Source organism: Clostridium aciditolerans (assembly GCF_016316925.1).
In the GTDB taxonomy this organism is placed as follows: Bacteria; Bacillota; Clostridia; order Clostridiales; family Clostridiaceae; genus Clostridium_AM; species Clostridium_AM aciditolerans.
In genome coordinates, this window is record NZ_JAEEGB010000009.1 from 95,796 (window position 1) to 114,152 (window position 18,357).

Here is an 18,357-nt window from a genome sequence, read left to right on the forward strand (position 1 = left end):
CACTCCTCGTAAAAGTTTATTTTATATTTTGATTGTAGCATTACTAAAAGTAATAAATCTTCCTGTATTTCGCTATCTAATTTCAAGTTTTTTCACTAGGGTATTTCAGGTACTCAAAAGAGTCTACGTCATTTATGGTATGGTTCCCCATTAATTATTCTAAATCCCCTATAAACCTGCTCCAGCAGAATAACCCTCATAAGCTGATGTGGAAAAGTCATCTTGGAAAAACAAAGGCTAAAATCTGCTCTATCTAAAACAGCTTTAGAAAGCCCAAGAGACCCACCTATTACAAAAGCTATATTGCTATTACCTTTAATTCCAGCTTCCTTTATAAAGCCTGCTAGCTCCTCAGAGGAGAGCATTTTACCCTTAAGGTCTAATGTCACTACAAACATGTTATCTTTCACATGCTTTAGAATATTTATACCTTCTTTCTCTTTTATTAAAAGTTCTTCCTTTTCAGAGGCATTATCAGGAGTTTTTTCATCGGGAACTTCTATAATCTCTAGCTTACAATATCTTGATAGACGTTTAGAATATTCATCGATAGCCTGCTTTAAATATTTTTCTTTAAGTTTGCCGACACATATTGTGGATATGTTCATAAGTTTACCTCCAACTTGTTAATTAAAATTAAGTACTTATTCTATATAAGTTTATCAAAACCTGATCACAGAAATAAATGCTAACTTGGTTTAAGGACTATTTCCTGATATCAAAAAATCCTTACACAGTAGTGTAAGGATTTAATTATTTAAGAATTATGTACTATTTTCCGCAACAATTTTTATATTTTTTGCCGCTTCCACATGGGCAAGCATCGTTTCTTCCAACTTTGTTTTTATTTACAACAGTTTTTGAAGCAACCCATTGTTGACGAATTTCTTTTCTTTTTTCTGGTGAGAATATAGACTCCCATTGTGGAAGACCATACAAATAGTCTGCTTTAGCATCTAACATGTTAAAATATAACTTTTCAAAGTTAATTTTTACGGATATATCAGAATCTTCCTCTAAGCTTTCAAGGTCAAGAGATTCTTCAAGACTATCATTTATTCCATCTAGGAATCCCATGAAAAAGATTGTTGTAGTTTCATATCTGCTTGCTAAGTCCTTTATTGAACCGCTTACAGTATCTTTATGTTCAGCTAAGATTCTTGTATAAATATGTTTTTCAATTGAACCATATTCTTTCCAGAATTCAGCCTCTCCTCTAGTTTTAACAAAATCTATGACCATATCTGTCCAATTTTTATACAAACTCATAGTTATTCTCCTTTTGCAAATATATTACTAATTTTGAAAATATACCACTTGATTATTATAATAGAAATTATAACATTTTTCAATAATTTTTGATATTTATACTAATCAAGTTTATTTTATTTATGATAATACATATTTAGCTGTATTATTGCAATAGCTACATTGCTCATTTTCACACTTTTCTAAGTTAGGAAAGGTTTCGTTCTCTACTAAAAAGTCATCAAATGCTATATCTACGTGATTTTCACAACAATATTTAATTTCTTTTGGCATTTTGGATGTCATCCTTTCCTATTGGTTTTGATAAGTCAAAGTGTTCTCCCCAAATTCCTGTATCCTTATTTTCTACTAAAATCTTAACTTTTTCAACAGATGGAATCTGGGAAAGTGACCAAATTATGCTTTTTAAGCAAGCTTCTTCCTTTGAAGAAGTCATGGGGATGTTTGCTTCCTTGCTAAAATTTACAAAAGCAATATTGTCTTTAATGGAAAAACTTAGAACTCTTGTATCTTTAGGTAAAACAGGATTTAGCTTACTACTTACTGATGGTCCTTTTATAATTTCTCCAATTATGGTTTCTCCAAGAATTTCATATCGTTTTAAAACTCTTTCTTCTTGTGCAATTTCAGGAGTATTAACATTTTTAGAAGAATCAAAGTAAATATTTAAGTCTAAAGTGTTTTCTTTTTCCTTAGACAAAACTATTTTCTTTTCTTTTTCCTTATTATTTAGACTTGTCTTGTCCTTCTTTTCACATCCAGTTATACCTAATAAAGAAACTACTAATATAGAGCAAGTGAACACGCTAAAACCTTTTTTCATATCCTCACCCATTTCATTTAAAATTCTATATAATTACTTGGCATATCCCTCTTTGCCATAGATAAACTTAAATCTTTATCTAACTTAACTCCAGCAGAAGTTAAGACATTTAGCACAGTTTGGTAGGCTAGTTCAGGATAGTTATTGGTTTTGCTTAAGTGTCCTAATATTATCTTTTTAAACTTGTCATTTGTAATATCTACAATGGCTTTTCCGCAGTCTTCGTTAGATAAATGTCCAATATCACTTAAAATTCTTCTTTTTAAGTTATAGGGATATGGGCCAAATTTAAGCATTTCTACGTCATGATTACTCTCAAGCAATACTACATCTGCATCCTTTAGGGCAGTGTTTACCTCATCAGAAAAAAAGCCTAAGTCTGTTGCTATGCAAACTTTTTTATCTTTATATTGCAAAGCATATCCAGAAGGAGCTGCAGCATCATGAGAAATTTTATAGCTTAATACATCCATATCTTTAACACTAATGTAGCTACTATCTATCACATTAATATTATGTTCTTTTATTTTTCCTATAGTTCCCGACATAGCTTCCCAAGTAGGAGAATTTGCATATATCGGAATATCATATTTTCTTGACAATACTCCAACACCTTTTGTGTGGTCTATATGCTCATGAGTAACAAATATAGCATCGATGTCTTTAGCGTTATGCCCGATGTTTAATAGGGCATTCTCAATACTCTTTCCAGGAAGCCCTGCGTCTATGAGTACTTTAGCTTTGTCAGAAGATACAAATAGGCTATTTCCGCTACTACCACTGTATAAAGAACAAAAAATCATAATAATTCTCCTATTCTAAGGTTAAGACTATTCAGCACAGAAAACCCTTATTATATCAGCTCCTAATGCGTGGAATTTTTCCTCTATATTAGGGTATCCTCTATCAATATGTTCAATGCTTACTACCTCAGTAGTACCTTCTGCTATAAGGCCAGCTATAACCATAGCTGCACCAGCTCTTAGGTCAGTTGCTTTTACAATAGCACCTGTGAGTTTACTGACACCATCTATTATAGCAGATCTACCTTCAACCTTTACATTTGCACCCATTTTCTTTAATTCATCTGCATGCTTAAATCTGCTTTCCCAAATGCTTTCGTTAATTATACTTCTACCTTGAGCTACTGTTAGAAGTGTGCTCATTGGTTGCTGTACATCTGTTGGAAAGCCAGGATAAGGTTGAGTTTTTATGTTTACTCCTTTAAGGTTACCACTAGATTTTACGGTAATACAATCACCATCTTCAGTCACTTCTGCACCCATTTCTATAAGCTTTGCAGATATGGACTCAAGATGTTTCGGTATAACATTTTGTATAGTAACTTCTCCTCCACAAGCAGCAGCAGCTATCATATAAGTACCAGCTTCTATCTGATCAGGTATTACGCTATAGGAACAGCCTTTTAAAGACTCTACGCCTACAACTCTTATAACATCAGTACCAGCACCTTTAATATTTGCGCCCATGCTATTTAAAAAGTTTGCAACATCTACTACATGAGGCTCTTTTGCAACGTTCTCTAAGGTTGTTACCCCCTCAGCAAAGGTTGCTGCTAACATAACATTTATAGTTGCACCAACACTAACTACATCAAAAAATATATTTGTTCCTATTAATCTGTCAGCTTCGGCAGTTACACATCCATGTTTAATTTCTACCTTTGCACCTAAGGCTTCAAAACCTTTGATGTGTTGATCTATAGGTCTAACTCCAATAGGGCACCCCCCTGGAAGTTCTACGACAGCTTTTTTAAACCTTCCTAAAAGTGCTCCTATTAAATAGTAGGAAGCTCTCATTTTTCTCACATCTTCTGTATTTGCTATAACACTATTTATCTTTGAACTATCTATAGAAACAGAATTTTTGTCTCTAACTAATGTACATCCGAGACTTTCATTTATTCTTTCAATGCAATGAACATCTTCAATATTAGGTATATTATCTATATTACAAACACCTTCACTAGCCATTATAGCAGCAGGAAGTATCGCTACAGCAGCATTTTTTGCACCATTTATTTCTATACAACCATAAAGAGGTTTTCCACCGTTAATTACCAATTTATCCATTCCCGCATCCATCCTTATCATCATTATTAATTTATATAAATTCATAAAACTTAAATTCAAATTGTTACACAAAGTTTATTATAACATAATTCTATAATATTTTAACATTAATTTTAGAAAAGTGAATAGGAGGTTAATGTAATTTAGTCCAAAAATAATAAGCACCATAGGGTGCTTATGTTTTTACAACTATTCTTTTTCGAAACTTCCACAGTCTGTGCATTGTTTTGTTTTAGCTAATGATTCATGTTTTGTAACTTGAATTTTCTCTAATGTACAATAGTCTTCAGCTTTAGCATGAAATCTACATTCACTAACTACACATCCTATGCTATCATTGTGTTTTCCCATCATTACTGAATACCTCCATGAATTAATTATATTTAAAAAACTAACAATATTATTTTCTCACTTTAAGTTTTATATATACATTGAATTAAAATTAAATAAAGATATATATACTATATAGATAGTTGAGATTTTAATAAGAAAATGTTGCTTTTTAGTACAATTATATAAATTATCATGAAGATATTATGTATAAAAATATTATATAGAACAATTATATGTTATAATAATATTTAGTTGTTATAACATGGACTCATAAGTATTAGTTTTGGGGGATTGAGAATAATATGAAGTATTATTTAGTAGCTTTATTTGATAAACAATCATATTCATACATTGAAGAAATGCAAAAAAGTATATGTAAAAAGTACAAAATATATAAAAATATGCCTGTTCTTCACATAACCTTAGAAGTTATAGGAGATCCTGACATAGAAAAGCTAAATAAAATAGTTTCTGATATATTAAAGCCATATAAAAAATTTAAAGTTGAAATTAATGGAGCAATGTGCTTTGATCCACCATACAAATCAGTTAATTTAAAAATAGAAAATAAGGGATATATAATCAGATTAGCAAGACATATAAATGATATACTTAAATTACATGGTTTTAATGTTAGGGACAATATCGATAACTGGGATTTGCATGTTTCATTAGCTAATACTAATTATGCTATAAGAGAATGGTCCAGTAAAGAATATGTGGCAGCTTGTGACACTGCTAAAAAAGAAAATATTCATAAGATGGCGAAGATAGATAGAATAGAGCTTTGGAAACCTATAAACAATAAGAAAGAAATGATAATAAAAAGTTTTCCATTAAGGGATTTTTAGTATAACATTAAATAATAAAAAGAAGAGTAGTAGCAGCAGAAGCTGTTATTGTTCTTCTTTTTTTATTTCATCAATGAAAATGTTTTCAAAAAATGATTGACATATCCTTGAAGCTAATATAGAATAAATTTAACCGGTTAAATAAACCGGTTAAATGATTAAGAATTACTTATATAGAGGTGAATATATATGAATAGAGTTTGCATTTTAGGTAGCATAAATATGGATTTAGTATTAAGAGTTGATAGAATGGTAAGGTCAGGAGAAACTATTTTATCAAAGGATTATAAAAAAATTCCTGGAGGAAAAGGTGCAAACCAAGCAGTTGCTGCTAAAAGATTAGGATCTAGTGTAAGCTTTATAGGAAAAGTTGGACAAGATGAAAACGGTCGCGAACTCTTAAAAGTTCTAGAACAAGATAAAATAGATATAAATAACATTAAACATAGTGAGCATACTCCAACTGGCATGGCAATTATTACAGTTGATGATACTGGAAGTAATTCTATAATAGTTGTACCTGGAGCTAACATGGAAGTTGACAATAAGTCAATTGAAGATGCTGAGAATGTAATAAAAAATTCTGAATTGCTTATAGCTCAATTTGAAACTCCACTAGATATCACAATAAAGGCCTTTGAAATTGCTAAGAAAAATGGGGTAACAACGATATTGAACCCAGCTCCAGCAAAAAACATACCTGATGAGCTGTTAAAACTTACAGATATTATAATTCCAAACGAAACGGAAGCTTTTGAGCTTACAGGAGTTAAAGTTGAAGATATAAGTGGTGTAAAAGAAGCAGCAGATAGTTTTATGGGCAAAGGAGTTAAATTTGTGATAATAACCCTAGGTGAGAGAGGTGCAGCGTTAGTAAACAATAATAAGTTTAGCATTATACCAGCATATAAAGTTAAAGCTGTAGACACTACTGCAGCAGGAGATAGCTTTATAGGGGCTTTAGCAAGTAAATTACAAAATGAAGATAAAGTAGATTTTGAAATAATTGAAAAAGCTATTAAATTTGCAAATAAAGTTTCAGCACTTGTAGTTCAGAGACAAGGTGCTCAACCATCTCTTCCATATCTAGAAGAAGTGATTAAGCTATACGGGGAGGAATAAAAAGTGAAAAAAACCGGATTATTAAATTCAGAAATATCTAGTGTAATATCAAAAATGGGACATACTGATGGTTTAGCCATAGGGGACTGTGGTTTACCTATTCCAGAGGAAACCAAAAGAATAGATTTAGCTCTTATAAAAGATATTCCTAGTTTTATAGCTACATTAAAAGTTGTACTAACGGAACTTCAAGTAGAAGAAGTAGAATTAGCAAAGGAAACTGCAGCTGTTAGTCCATTGCTATTTGAAGAAATAAAAAAGGAAATTGGAGATGTGAAAATAACCTTCATAACACATGAAGAGCTTAAAGATAAATTGAAAGAATGTAAGGCTGTTATAAGAACTGGAGAGCAAACACCTTATGCAAATATAATTTTAAGATCAGGAGTTGTATTTTAAAACATTTTTAGGAGGAAAGAATATGGAAGATAAAAAGCCGCTTTTAGAGATGGTAGGCATATCTAAGTCCTTTCCTGGAGTAAAGGCACTACAAGACGTTAATCTAAAAGTCCATTCTGGAGAAGTAGTGGCCTTGCTTGGAGAAAATGGAGCAGGAAAGTCTACACTTATGAAGATATTAAGTGGTGTTTATAAAAAAGATGAGGGAAAGGTTTTAATTGAAGGAAACGAGGTTGATATACAGGGTATTAAACATGCTGAAAGCATGGGAATAACAATTATACATCAGGAACTTAGTGTACTTCCGAACCTAACTGTTTCAGAAAATATATTTTTAGGAAATGAGAAGTTTGATAAGGGCACTAGAAGAATAAATAAAGCATGGATGAGAGAAAGAAGCTTAGGCTTTCTAGAGCAAATTGGATGCAATATAAATCCGGATACTTTAGTTAAGGATATAAATGTAGGAGAAATGCAAATGATTGAAATTGCAAAAGCCTTAACTAAAAACTCTGGCATTATCATAATGGATGAACCAACTACGGCGCTTACTGATGTAGAAACAAAAAATCTATTTACTGTAATTAGAAAGCTAAAAGAAAAGGGAATGGCAGTTATTTATATATCTCACAGATTGGATGAGATTTTTCAAATCTGTGATTCTATTACTGTACTAAGAGACGGTAAATATGTTGGAGATGTGGAAACTAAAAGTGTAACTAAAGATGATTTAATTACTATGATGGTTGGAAGAAAACTTGAAGAGCAGTTTCCTTACAAAGAAGTAGATAAAACAAAGACCTTATTAAAGGTTGATAATATATCTCTAAAAGATAAAGTTAGAAATGTAAGTTTTGAAGTAAAAGCGGGAGAAATACTAGGCATTGCCGGGCTTATGGGAGCCGGAAGAACTGAGCTTGCTAAAACTATTTTTGGAGATTACAAGAAAAGTTCAGGCGAAATCTGTATTGATGGACAAAAGGTTAGTATAAATTCCCCTAAAGATGCAATTAGCCATGGAGTTTGCTACTTATCCGAAGATAGAAAAAAAGAAGGCTTAATTCTGGGCATGTCTGTAAGAGAAAATATGACAATATCAAATTTAAAAAGCTATGAGAATAGCTTAAAAAGAATAAATAAAAAGGCAGAAAAAGAAGAAGTTGATAAATATATAAAGAAACTTTCGGTTAAAACTCCCCATAGAGAGCAGTTAATTAAAAATCTTAGTGGAGGAAATCAACAAAAGGTAATATTGGCAAAGTGGCTTATGCTTTCACCAAAGATTTTGATAATTGATGAACCTACTAAAGGTATAGATGTGGGAGCGAAGAAGGAAATCTATGAAGTTTTAAATGAGCTAAAGAGTGCTGGCAAGGCTGTCATTATGATTTCTTCTGATATGGCAGAAATAATAGGTGTAAGCGATAGAGTAATTGTAATGCACGAAGGAAAGCTAACTGGTGAGTTAAAGAGAGATGAGCTTACTCAAGAAAACATAATGAAATATGCAGTTGGCATTTAAATTTTATATTATAACAAAGGGAGAATGAAATATGGAAAAGGATATTAAGAGTTTGCTTTTTAAATATAAATCTTTAATAGGCTTAATAATACTTTGTGTAGTTATATCTATTATTACTCCTAGATTTTTAACTGTCACAAACGTACTAAATGTATTTACTCAGGTTTCCGTTAACGCAATAATTGCAGTAGGTATGTGCTTTGTAATATTAACTGGAGGAATAGACTTATCGGTTGGATCAACTTTGGCCATAACAGGAGCTATAGCAGCAACCTTAGTTAAAAGTAATACTAATACTTTTGTAACTATAATTGCAGTTTTAATAATAGGAGCATTGATTGGCTTATTTAACGGGATACTAGTTTCAAAAGGCAAAATACAGGCTTTTATAGTAACCTTGGCAACTATGACTGTATTTAGAGGAGTAACCTATGTTTATACGAAAGGAACACCTATATCAGGCTTAAGCTCAGATTTTACTGTTATAGGTAATGGTAAATTAGCAGGAATACCTTTACCGGTAATTCTAATACTACTTGTAGTTTTAGCTGCTTGGTATGTGCTAAATCAAACAAGATATGGAAGATATGTTTATGCTGTAGGTGGTAATGAAGACTCAGCAAGGCTGTCAGGTATAAATACAGATAAAATTAAAGCTTTAGTTTATGTTATATGCGGTGCAACAGCAGCACTTAGCGGTATTGTAGTAACAAGCAGAATAGGGTCAGCATCACCTAATGCTGGTTCCGGATTTGAATTAGATGCTATTGCAGCAGTTGTTCTTGGGGGGACAAGCCTTTCAGGTGGAGAAGGATCAGTAATTGGAACAATAATAGGTGCAATGATTATAGGTGTATTAAATAATGGATTAAATTTAATGAATGTATCACCATTCTATCAATTAATAGTAAAAGGTTTTGTAATAATACTGGCTGTTATTCTTGATAAGAAAAATAAATAAGTAAACATTAAAAATTTATATAAAATTTGAGGAGGATTAATATTATGAAAAGAACTCGTTTAAAAATGTTATCATTAGCTTTGACAGGTATGATTGCTGTAGCAGGGTTTACTGGATGTGGCAGCAAGACAGAGCAAAGCAAACAAGGTGGAGAAAAGAAAAAGATAGGAATGGTTGTATCAACACTAAACAATCCTTTCTTTGTATCCATGAAAGATGGAGCAACTAAAAAAGCTCAAGAACTAGGATATGACTTGGTAGTTGTTGACTCACAAAATGATGCAAGCAAGGAAAGAGCTAATGTTGACGACCTTTTACAACAGGGAGTTTCAGCAATCATTATAAACCCAACAGATAGTGATGCAGTTGGAAACTCAATCCAAGTAGCAAATGATAAGAAAGTACCAGTTTTAACTGTAGATAGAAAAGCTAATAAAGGTGATGTTGTTGCCCACATAGCTTCAGATAATGTTAAGGGTGGAAAAATGGCAGCAGATTTCATTCTTGAAAAGTTAGGTGGCAAAGCTAACATAGTTGAGCTTCAAGGAATACCAGGAGCATCAGCTACTAGAGATAGAGGTAAGGGATTCCATGAGGGTGTAGATAACAAAGATAATGTTAAGGTTGTAGCTAGCCAAGCAGCAGACTTTGATAGACAAAAAGGATTAAACGTAATGGAAAACATAATGCAAGCTACACCACAGTTTGATGCTGTATTCGCTCACAATGATGAGATGGCTTTAGGTGCTGTTAAGGCCCTAAAAGGCAAAAAGGTTTTAGTTGTTGGTTTTGACGGAAATGATGATGCTAAAAAAGCTGTTGAAAGCGGAGAAATGGCAGCTACAGTTGCACAGCAACCAGACTTAATGGGAAGTTTAGCTGTTGAAAACGCTGCAAAAGTTATAAAGGGTGAATCCGTACAAAAAGAAATACCAGTAGATTTAAAACTTATAAAGAAATAATTTGAAAATCCAGGGCATTTGCCCTGGATTTTATAAAGTATAGTGTATAATAGGTATATAATTATAAATGGAAAAATTTAAAGTGCACGAGGGATAGTAATGAAAAAAGTAACAATGCTTGATATTGCTAAAATGGCAGGAGTATCTAAGGCCACCGTTTCAATGGTTTTAAGTAAACATGATCAAAGTATAAGCGAGGAGACTAGAAATAAAGTGCTGAGTTTGGCTAAGGAAATGAACTATATACCAAACTCTTTGGCAAGAAGTCTAAGCACAAAAAAAACTGGTACAATTGGAATAATACTCCCGGATATCACTAACCCATTTTTTTCTTCAATTGCAAGAGCTATTGAGGATGAGGCTAGCTTATTAGGATATAATGTAATTTTTTGCAATACAGATAATGAGACGAATAAGGAAGAAAAATATATTAAGTTACTAATAAGCAAACTAGTAGATGGAGTTATATTCATAGCCGGTGGAGAAAGCGAGAATAGTGTTAAAATGCTAAAGCATAATAACATTCCTTTTGTGCTTGTAGATAGATATATTGATACTCATGAAGAGGAATACGGAGTATATGCTCTAAACAAAGATGGAGTTTTGAAAGGGATAGAGTATCTGTATAATGAAGGAAGTAGAAGAATTGCCTTTGTAGAAGGTCCTAAAACCCTTGAAATTTCTAGACAAAGACTAGATGGTTATAAATATTCTATGAATAAATATGGATTATATGATGAGAGGCTTGTGTTCAGTGGAGATTTTACTATAGACGGAGGAATTAAGGCTACAGAAAGCATATTGCAGAAAACAACTAATCTAGATGCTATATTTTACAGCAATGATGCAATGGCATTAGGGGGAATAAAGGTATTATTAAAAAGAGGATTTAAAATACCAAAGGATATAAGAGTTCTTGGCTTTGACAACATTGAACTATCAGAGATTTTTGAGCCAGAGTTAACAACAATAGCCCAACCTATCTATGAAATGGGAAAACAATCTTGTAAGTTACTTATAGATGTTATAGACGCTGCAGATGTTGAAAACAAACAGATTTATTTTGAAACAGAGCTTATAATTAGAGAAACATAGAATAATACCCGCGTAATTTACGCGGGTATTAACTTTATCCTATATCTATTAAGTTTTTCTTATATAAAGAATATAAATCTCTTAGTTCCTTAATTTTTTCATCTAATTCTATTTGGAGATTTGATACTTCATCATAGTGTTCAGCTTCTATAGCAATCTTAATTCTAGCAAATAAGCTCTTTTTAGAATAAGTATCTTTCATTATATAATGTCTTAATTCATTTATCTTCATCCAGTTAGCCACATCAAGATCCAATGCTTTGTCTATTGAATGAAGCATTTTACAACTTCTTATTTCATCAGAGTAGTTAGACATTATTCTATTGGTTATTTCTATAAGCCATCTCTTTGTTACAGCCAATCTAAAGCTGTTTATAAGCTTTTCATCTAACACGTTGCCTTGGATAAGAACATTCTTTTTCTCGGGATACATATCAAATGCTTTTAGATTTTCATAAACTGTAGCTGGAGCCTTTCCAAAGAATTTCTCTCTTTCTTCCTCTGTAAAGTCTTCAAATACGTCCTCTTCACTTCTATATGCCCTTCCTTTTTCAAGGTAATCTGCATCAGCTTCTGGCTTCTTGGATAATTCAGCTAGAAGGTCATCTTCTGTTTTACCATTAGTTACAGCATATTTTATACCATCTATCATAGCTAGATAAAGTACAGCTACAGCTAGATAAGTATTTGTGTGAGGGTTTGGAGCTCTAAGTTCAAATCTAGTAGCTAAAGGGCTTTGTAAATCTCTTATTACACCTATAAGGATAGTTCTATTTCTTGAAGGAATTTCAACGGAATGTCCTATAGAGGTAACTATACAAACAGGAGCTTCGAATCCTGGTTTTAATCTTCTAAGTGAATCATTAGTAGAAGATACAAATGGATTTATTACTTCGTAGTTTTTAAGTATTCCCATTATAGAAGCATAACCGAAAGTACTTAAGAAATGGTTTTGAGTAGTTGAGAATAAATTTATTCTTTTGCCATTCTTAAGCTTAAGTGCTATGCCAAAATGAGTATGCTCTCCACTACCAGCGACGCCATCTATAGGTTTAGCTAGGAATGTAACATCTAACCCATTTCTTCTAAAGGTTTCTTTAATTATACTTCTAGCCAAAAGTTCGTTATCAGCAGCCTGAACTCCAGTAGAATATTTCCAGTCTATTTCAAGTTGTTCCATTATATGCGTAAATTTACCTGATTCGTCTATTTTTGCCTTTACCCCACCAACTTCTTTATGACCCATTTCAGGCTCTAAACCATAAGCATCCATCATAAGGAGAGTCTGTTCTAGAGATGTTCTAACCGCTCCTTTAGTTCTTGTCCAGTATTGTTCTTGCAGTACTTGGGAAGTAGATAGTTCTTCAACGTGGGCCTTATCATTAGGAGTTTTTACCCAAAATTCTAGTTCTGTAGCACAGGTAGCAACTACGTCTTCAATGTCTTCAAATTTTACTCCGAATGATGAAAGTGATTCAGGATACTTTTCAAATAAGTCTAATAGAGTTGATTTAAAATATTCAATGGAGTGTTTAAGAATGTGTCTAGAGTCTACGGCTTTATTATCGTGATATAAGAAACAAGGAATTCTCAGTGTTCCAACAGGTTTATTAGTTTCAAGGTCTAAATGCTCATAGTTATACTCTACGAACCAATTTACATCTTTATCTGCTAACATATCCACTTTAGCGTTATTTAGGCTTGCGATTCCAGGGAGAACAACAGAAGAGCCATCAGTTTGAACTGCTCCTTTTAAAAAAGTGTCTATGTCCTCTAAAAAAACTTTTACAGGTATTTTTTCATCTGTATCATTTCCTGATAAATCTATACCGATTAAAGATACAAATTTTATTTCAGGATGGCAAGTTAGAATTTTTTTTAAGTCTTCTTCAGAATGTTTTTCCTTTGGGATTACATAGAGTAAGTCCTTTACCATTATATATGACCTCCTATAAAATATTGAAAGAATATTTTTACTCTTATATTTTAAAAAATTAATATTAAACGAATAGTATAAAAGTCTTTATATATTCATGATTTTATAATTAATATGCATATATGTCAATAGAAAAATGAAGGATTATAAAACAAAATTGCAATAGTATGTTATTTCTTACATTTGGATGAGTTTGTAAACGAACCACGAATAATTTGAAAATAAAGTCATTGCAAGGGGTTTGTTTTTAAAAATATGATTATTATAATGAAAAAGAAAATGCAATAAACTTATTTGAAAATTCAGTTTTTTTATATTAATTTTAAATGTATACATTTTCAATGAATATTTATGCAAAATGTACTATTGAATTTGTGTAATCCATATGTATATTATATAATATAAAATATACATATGTACACAATGAGGTGGTAAAGTGAATTTAGAAAATAGGCCTATTGGCTTTTTTGACTCAGGTGTAGGAGGAATTAGTGTATTAAAAGAGGCAATAAAGGTTTTACCTAGAGAAGATTACATTTATTTTGGAGATTCTAAGAATGCTCCTTATGGAACAAGAAGTGTAGAAGAAGTTAAAACACTAACTTTTAATGCTGTTGATTATTTAATAAAGAAGAATGCTAAGGCATTAGTTATTGCGTGCAATACAGCTACTAGTGCGGCAATAACAGACCTAAGAGAAAAGTATAGTGATCATATGCCTGTAATAGGTATAGAACCTGCCTTAAAGCCAGCAGTAGAATATAATAGAAGAGGAAAAATAATCATTATGGCTACTCCTATGACTTTAGCAGAAGCTAAGTTTAATAATTTGATGGAAAATTATAGAGATAGGGCAGAGATTACTCCATTACCTTGTCCAGGATTGGTTGAATTAATAGAAGAGGGAATAATAGAAGGTGAGGAAGTAAACAGATACTTGCAGAAAAAGGTAGAGCCCTTCAAAGAAACTGGAATTGCAGCAATAGTTTTAGGATGTACTCACTATCCATTCATAAAAAAAGAGTTATCTATAGTATTAGAAAATAAAGTTCCTATTATTGATGGAAGCATGGGGACTGCGAAGCAATTAAAAAGACAGCTATTAGAATATAATATTATAAGTAAAAGAGAAGAAGCGGGTAAGGTGGAAATAAGCAATTCTCTAAATAATAATGAAATCATAAATTTAAGTTATAGATTGCTAAATTTAAATGAATAGTCTCTGAATTAATCTATATAATTTATATAGATTATATATGAAGAAAATAGTAAATAATAAAAGTTATGATATAATTCAAATATAATATATTAAGATTTGTTAAATGAAGGGAGAATGAATACATATGAATCCAATAGTAACGATTAAAATGAACAATGGAAAAGTGATGAAGGCTGAACTATATCCAGAAATTGCTCCAAATACAGTTAATAATTTTATAAGCTTAATAAAGAAAGGTTTTTATAATGGATTAACATTTCATAGAGTAATTCCTGGTTTTATGATTCAGGGAGGATGTCCAGAAGGAGTAGGAACAGGTGGTCCAGGATATTCAATAAAGGGTGAATTTAGCAACAATGGATTTAAAAATGAACTTAAGCATACTAAAGGTGTTTTATCTATGGCAAGAGCTATGAATCCTAACTCTGCTGGAAGTCAATTTTTTATTATGGTAGAAGTCTCACCACATCTAGATGGTCAATACGCATCATTTGGTAAGTTAATAGAAGGTGAGGAAGTATCAGAAGAAATAGTGAATTCTAAAACAGATTTTAGAGATAGACCTTATGAAGAGCAAGTAATGGAAGAGGTTACAGTAGATACTTTTGGAAAAGAGTACCCTGAACCAGAAAAACTTTAATAAATTAAAGAAGGGAGTGCACTACTGTTGGAAAACGATAAAACTATGTTGATATTTGGTTTTGATAAAGAAGACAAACAAATTATGCATGACCTACTGAAAAAAAATAATCTTCCTGACTACAAGGTTATTGAAGAGTCTATGGGAAAAATGAAAATAAAAGATATACTGAATGGGCTAAAATTAGATATATATAATTGTAGACTTCCACAAGAGAAGGTTATATTATTAAATAACTTTAATGATGAGGAATTAGAGAAAGTCATAAAAGATTTAAGAGCTAACTTGATAAGTAAGCCTATTTTAGCTGTAGTTACAGAAACATCTATAGAGTGGACTTTTGAAAATTTATTGGAACACTTAATAGAAGAAAGAGAATGGGCTAAAAATTACAGAAAGTAAAAGTTGGGGGAAAAATGAGTAGAGTTGGAGAAAAAGTAAAAAATATAAGAACTAGTATTGGTATGAGCCAAAAACAATTAGCTAAAAAGTTAGGTGTATCTGAAAGCTTTATTAGTGAAATAGAATCAGGAAGAAAAGTCATAAACCAAAGTTTAATTGATAGACTATCAAAGGTATTAGGGAAAGATATTAATGATATTACAATGTCCTTTGAAGAGCAAGTATATAAAGAAGAAAAGACTGAGAAGTTTTCTAGTAAAAAGAAACAGGAAGAGGTAAAGGATGTGTGGAATGAAGCCTTTGGCTCAGTATTAAAAAAAGTTCCTGTTTATACATATAATATGGAAAGACCGATTAGTTTTAAGCAGCTTCCATTAATAAACAATAAGGTTGATGGCTATGCTCAGGATAAGGTATTATATTTGGAAATTGAAGATGATGACATGATAGGATTTAGAATATCAAAAGGAGATTTAGCTTTTGCTCATATCACACATGAAGTAGAAAATAATGCAGTATGCCTTGTAGAATATGATAACAAGAGAACGGTGAGGCAAATAAAGAAGTTAGATAATAGTAAGTTATTGCTTTTAAGCAATAGAGGTAGTTTAAAAACAGAAACAATTGGGGTAAAAGATATCAAGGTTATAGCTAAGCTTGATAGACTCGAGATAAAATTATAATAAATTAATAAAAGTCTCTATTACTGGGTTAAGTAATAGAGACTTTTATTAATCTATTATAAATACCTTTGTCAAAATAATACTAATGTTGTATAATTTATTTTAATATAAACTATTTGTATAAGTAGTAGTTTTTGATGAAAATTTGTAAATGTTTAGGAGGGAGTATATGAAAGGGACTGTAGTTGCTACATGGATGAGAACCTGTAGAAAGTTACATGGTAATGACACAGTAGATAAGGCTATGGAAGCTGTAGGTTGGGGATCAAATAAAATATTTTCACCTGCAGAAAATATAGAAGATACAAAAGTTAAGGAAGCAATTAATCTAATAGCACAAGATAATAAGGTTGACACTAAAAGCTTATGGAGGGAAATAGGAATAGATAATATAAGTGCGTTTCATAGTGATTTTCCAGCATTTTTCGAGCATGAAAATCTATATTCATTCCTAAAGTCACTATTTGATATACATGTTGTTATGACGAAGAAATTCCCAGGAGCTAAGCCGCCACTAGTAACAATAACTCCTATATCGGATAGGGTAGCTATTTTTGATTATAGATCTCAAAGAGGTATGTTTGACTATCTTGCAGGATTAATTGAAGGGGCCTCTAGATTTTTTAATGAGAAGATTAAAGTAGAAGAAATAGAGAAAACTAATGAATCGGTAAAATTTAAGTTTACTTTTGAAAAGGATATATATTATAAAAAAGTATATAGATTTAACAAGCTTCTTTCATTGGGATTTTTAAAAGATATAGGCGCAAAAGTAGGATTGTTCACATTCATACTTTCTCTAGCTACATCCATTCCTATTATTGGAGTTAACAATGTAGTTAAGGCTATAATAGTTTCAGTTATACCAGCAATAGCTTCATGGATAGCTGCATCTGCTCTTATGGGGCCTAAATCCATTATAATGGATGATTTAAATAAAATTATTAACAGCAGTTTTATTGAAGATGGAGATATAGAAACAGGAGACTTTTTTGAAGATATATATAGGTTACTTAAGAATCATAAAAAAAGCGTCAGAGCAGATTTTGTAGGATTCAAAGGTGTTACAGACGAAATGAATACATTTGTAAGTAATATAAATACAATATCTGATTCTATGAATCATACATCTGCGGAAATATCCGATGTAGTTGAGCAAGTAGCTAATTGTGCAGTAGACCAAGCTCAAAATACTGAAAGAGCGGTTTCGGTACTTAATGATAATATTCAAAATCTTAAAAGCATCGTTGAAAGTGAAAACAGTAATAAAACTGAATTAGAAAAAGCTCTAGGAAAAATAAATAATAGTTATGAAAACGTAAATAATACAAGTAAAAATATACTCGATACTTTGGACAAGTTTCAACAGGTTAAAGATAAGGGTCTTGAACTTCAAGGTAAAGCAAAGGATATTACACATATTGTTTCCATAGTATCTGGTATTTCTGAGCAGACAAACTTATTAGCATTAAATGCATCTATTGAAGCTGCTCGTGCAGGAGAACAAGGAAGGGGTTTTGCTGTAGTTGCAGAAGAGGTACGAAAATTAGCGGAACAATCAAAGAATGCAGTGGAAGAGATAAATACAAATTTAATTCAATTTGTAGAAGAGATCCGAGGGCTAGTAGAAAAAATAGACTCTCAATATTATGTTCTTCAAGAGGAAACTAAAAGTTTAGAGAGTGTGAGAGATATAAGCTATGAAGCGACAACATCAGTACAGATTGTAGCATCATCCATGATACAAACAATAAACGAATTGAGCAAAGAGGCTGACTCTATTGCAAGTATTTACGATAACATAGAATCTCTTGCTGCTATAGCTCAGGAGAACTCTGCTTCCTCTGAAGAAGTAAGTGCAAGTGTTTCAAACTACACTAACGAAATTAGAAAGCTCATAGTAAATATTCATGATTTTAAAAATATAGCTGAAACATTTAAAACAGAATTAGGCAAATATAAAATATAATATTTATACGAAATTAACCTAGTTAAGAGATAAAGTTTAGAATAATGAATGTAAATAACTTGAGGAATATAAAAAACT

At 31.6% G+C, this 18,357-nt stretch carries 20 protein-coding genes; 12 read left to right on the forward strand and 8 right to left on the reverse strand.

All coding sequences use genetic code 11. The annotated features are described in order from the left end of the window. Positions 1-128: 128 nt before the first annotated feature. The 7 genes from rlmH to I6U51_RS09385 form a co-directional block, all read right to left on the reverse strand. Positions 129-608 carry a 23S rRNA (pseudouridine(1915)-N(3))-methyltransferase RlmH gene (gene rlmH / locus I6U51_RS09355; RefSeq protein ID WP_211142396.1) on the reverse strand — a complete coding sequence of 160 codons (480 nt, stop codon included), beginning with the start codon at positions 606-608 and terminating at the stop codon, positions 129-131. A 163-nt stretch (positions 609-771) separates the two neighbouring features. Continuing rightward, positions 772-1,269, reverse strand: coding sequence for an SEC-C metal-binding domain-containing protein (locus I6U51_RS09360; protein ID WP_211142397.1), 498 nt, complete (start codon positions 1,267-1,269; stop codon positions 772-774). Between the two features lie 120 nt (positions 1,270-1,389). Continuing rightward, entirely contained in the window at positions 1,390-1,542 is a 153-nt protein-coding gene (locus I6U51_RS09365; protein WP_211142398.1) for a CxxH/CxxC protein, read from the reverse strand. Further along, positions 1,526-2,092, reverse strand: coding sequence for a GerMN domain-containing protein (locus I6U51_RS09370; RefSeq protein ID WP_211142454.1), 567 nt, complete (start codon positions 2,090-2,092; stop codon positions 1,526-1,528). Before I6U51_RS09370 ends, I6U51_RS09365 begins: the two co-directional genes overlap by 17 nt. Positions 2,093-2,109: 17 nt before the next feature. Further along, the gene (locus I6U51_RS09375; RefSeq protein WP_211142399.1) at positions 2,110-2,895 is read right to left on the reverse strand and encodes an MBL fold metallo-hydrolase; all 786 of its coding nucleotides are present in this window, start codon (positions 2,893-2,895) and stop codon (positions 2,110-2,112) included. A gap of 27 nt (positions 2,896-2,922) precedes the next feature. Then, positions 2,923-4,185, reverse strand: coding sequence for a UDP-N-acetylglucosamine 1-carboxyvinyltransferase (locus I6U51_RS09380; RefSeq protein ID WP_211142400.1), 1,263 nt, complete (start codon positions 4,183-4,185; stop codon positions 2,923-2,925). 189 nt (positions 4,186-4,374) lie between these two features. Beyond that, complete coding sequence (locus tag I6U51_RS09385; RefSeq protein ID WP_178907226.1) at positions 4,375-4,539, reverse strand: DUF1540 domain-containing protein; 165 nt, start codon at positions 4,537-4,539, stop codon at positions 4,375-4,377. 281 nt (positions 4,540-4,820) lie between these two features. Between I6U51_RS09385 and I6U51_RS09390 the strand changes: the two genes are divergently transcribed. The 7 genes from I6U51_RS09390 to I6U51_RS09420 all read left to right on the forward strand — a co-directional run bounded on the left by I6U51_RS09390 (position 4,821) and on the right by I6U51_RS09420 (position 11,430). After that, positions 4,821-5,369, forward strand: coding sequence for a 2'-5' RNA ligase family protein (locus tag I6U51_RS09390; protein WP_178907225.1), 549 nt, complete (start codon positions 4,821-4,823; stop codon positions 5,367-5,369). A gap of 189 nt (positions 5,370-5,558) precedes the next feature. Then, the gene (gene rbsK / locus I6U51_RS09395) at positions 5,559-6,491 is read left to right on the forward strand and encodes a ribokinase (RefSeq protein ID WP_211142401.1); all 933 of its coding nucleotides are present in this window, start codon (positions 5,559-5,561) and stop codon (positions 6,489-6,491) included. A gap of 3 nt (positions 6,492-6,494) precedes the next feature. After that, positions 6,495-6,890 carry a D-ribose pyranase gene (gene rbsD / locus I6U51_RS09400; protein ID WP_211142402.1) on the forward strand — a complete coding sequence of 132 codons (396 nt, stop codon included), beginning with the start codon at positions 6,495-6,497 and terminating at the stop codon, positions 6,888-6,890. A 22-nt stretch (positions 6,891-6,912) separates the two neighbouring features. Beyond that, complete coding sequence (locus I6U51_RS09405) at positions 6,913-8,412, forward strand: sugar ABC transporter ATP-binding protein (RefSeq protein ID WP_211142403.1); 1,500 nt, start codon at positions 6,913-6,915, stop codon at positions 8,410-8,412. Positions 8,413-8,443: 31 nt separating this feature from the next. Then, positions 8,444-9,373 (forward strand): ribose ABC transporter permease, encoded by a 930-nt coding sequence (gene rbsC, locus I6U51_RS09410; protein WP_211142404.1) that lies wholly within the window; start codon positions 8,444-8,446, stop codon positions 9,371-9,373. A gap of 44 nt (positions 9,374-9,417) precedes the next feature. Continuing rightward, the gene (gene rbsB / locus I6U51_RS09415) at positions 9,418-10,335 is read left to right on the forward strand and encodes a ribose ABC transporter substrate-binding protein RbsB (RefSeq protein WP_211142405.1); all 918 of its coding nucleotides are present in this window, start codon (positions 9,418-9,420) and stop codon (positions 10,333-10,335) included. Between the two features lie 99 nt (positions 10,336-10,434). Then, the gene (locus I6U51_RS09420; protein ID WP_211142406.1) at positions 10,435-11,430 is read left to right on the forward strand and encodes a LacI family DNA-binding transcriptional regulator; all 996 of its coding nucleotides are present in this window, start codon (positions 10,435-10,437) and stop codon (positions 11,428-11,430) included. Positions 11,431-11,464: 34 nt separating this feature from the next. Here the strand turns inward: I6U51_RS09420 and I6U51_RS09425 are convergent, their stop codons facing one another. Next, a complete protein-coding gene (locus I6U51_RS09425) occupies positions 11,465-13,366 on the reverse strand; it encodes a type I glutamate--ammonia ligase (RefSeq protein ID WP_211142407.1) in 1,902 nt (633 codons plus the stop codon). A 436-nt stretch (positions 13,367-13,802) separates the two neighbouring features. Here I6U51_RS09425 and murI point away from each other — a divergent pair, with 436 nt between their 5' ends. From murI to I6U51_RS09450, 5 genes are all read left to right on the forward strand, one after another. Then, positions 13,803-14,585, forward strand: a complete 783-nt coding sequence (murI, locus tag I6U51_RS09430; protein ID WP_211142408.1) for a glutamate racemase — start codon at positions 13,803-13,805, stop codon at positions 14,583-14,585. Positions 14,586-14,709: 124 nt separating this feature from the next. After that, positions 14,710-15,225: a peptidylprolyl isomerase gene (locus I6U51_RS09435; protein WP_211142409.1), complete on the forward strand. Its 516-nt coding sequence runs from the start codon at positions 14,710-14,712 to the stop codon at positions 15,223-15,225. A 27-nt stretch (positions 15,226-15,252) separates the two neighbouring features. After that, positions 15,253-15,627, forward strand: a complete 375-nt coding sequence (locus I6U51_RS09440) for a DUF3783 domain-containing protein (RefSeq protein WP_246517206.1) — start codon at positions 15,253-15,255, stop codon at positions 15,625-15,627. A 14-nt stretch (positions 15,628-15,641) separates the two neighbouring features. After that, entirely contained in the window at positions 15,642-16,310 is a 669-nt protein-coding gene (locus I6U51_RS09445) for a helix-turn-helix domain-containing protein (protein WP_211142410.1), read from the forward strand. Between the two features lie 169 nt (positions 16,311-16,479). Continuing rightward, positions 16,480-18,279: a heme NO-binding domain-containing protein gene (locus tag I6U51_RS09450; RefSeq protein ID WP_211142411.1), complete on the forward strand. Its 1,800-nt coding sequence runs from the start codon at positions 16,480-16,482 to the stop codon at positions 18,277-18,279. Positions 18,280-18,357 lie beyond the last annotated feature (78 nt).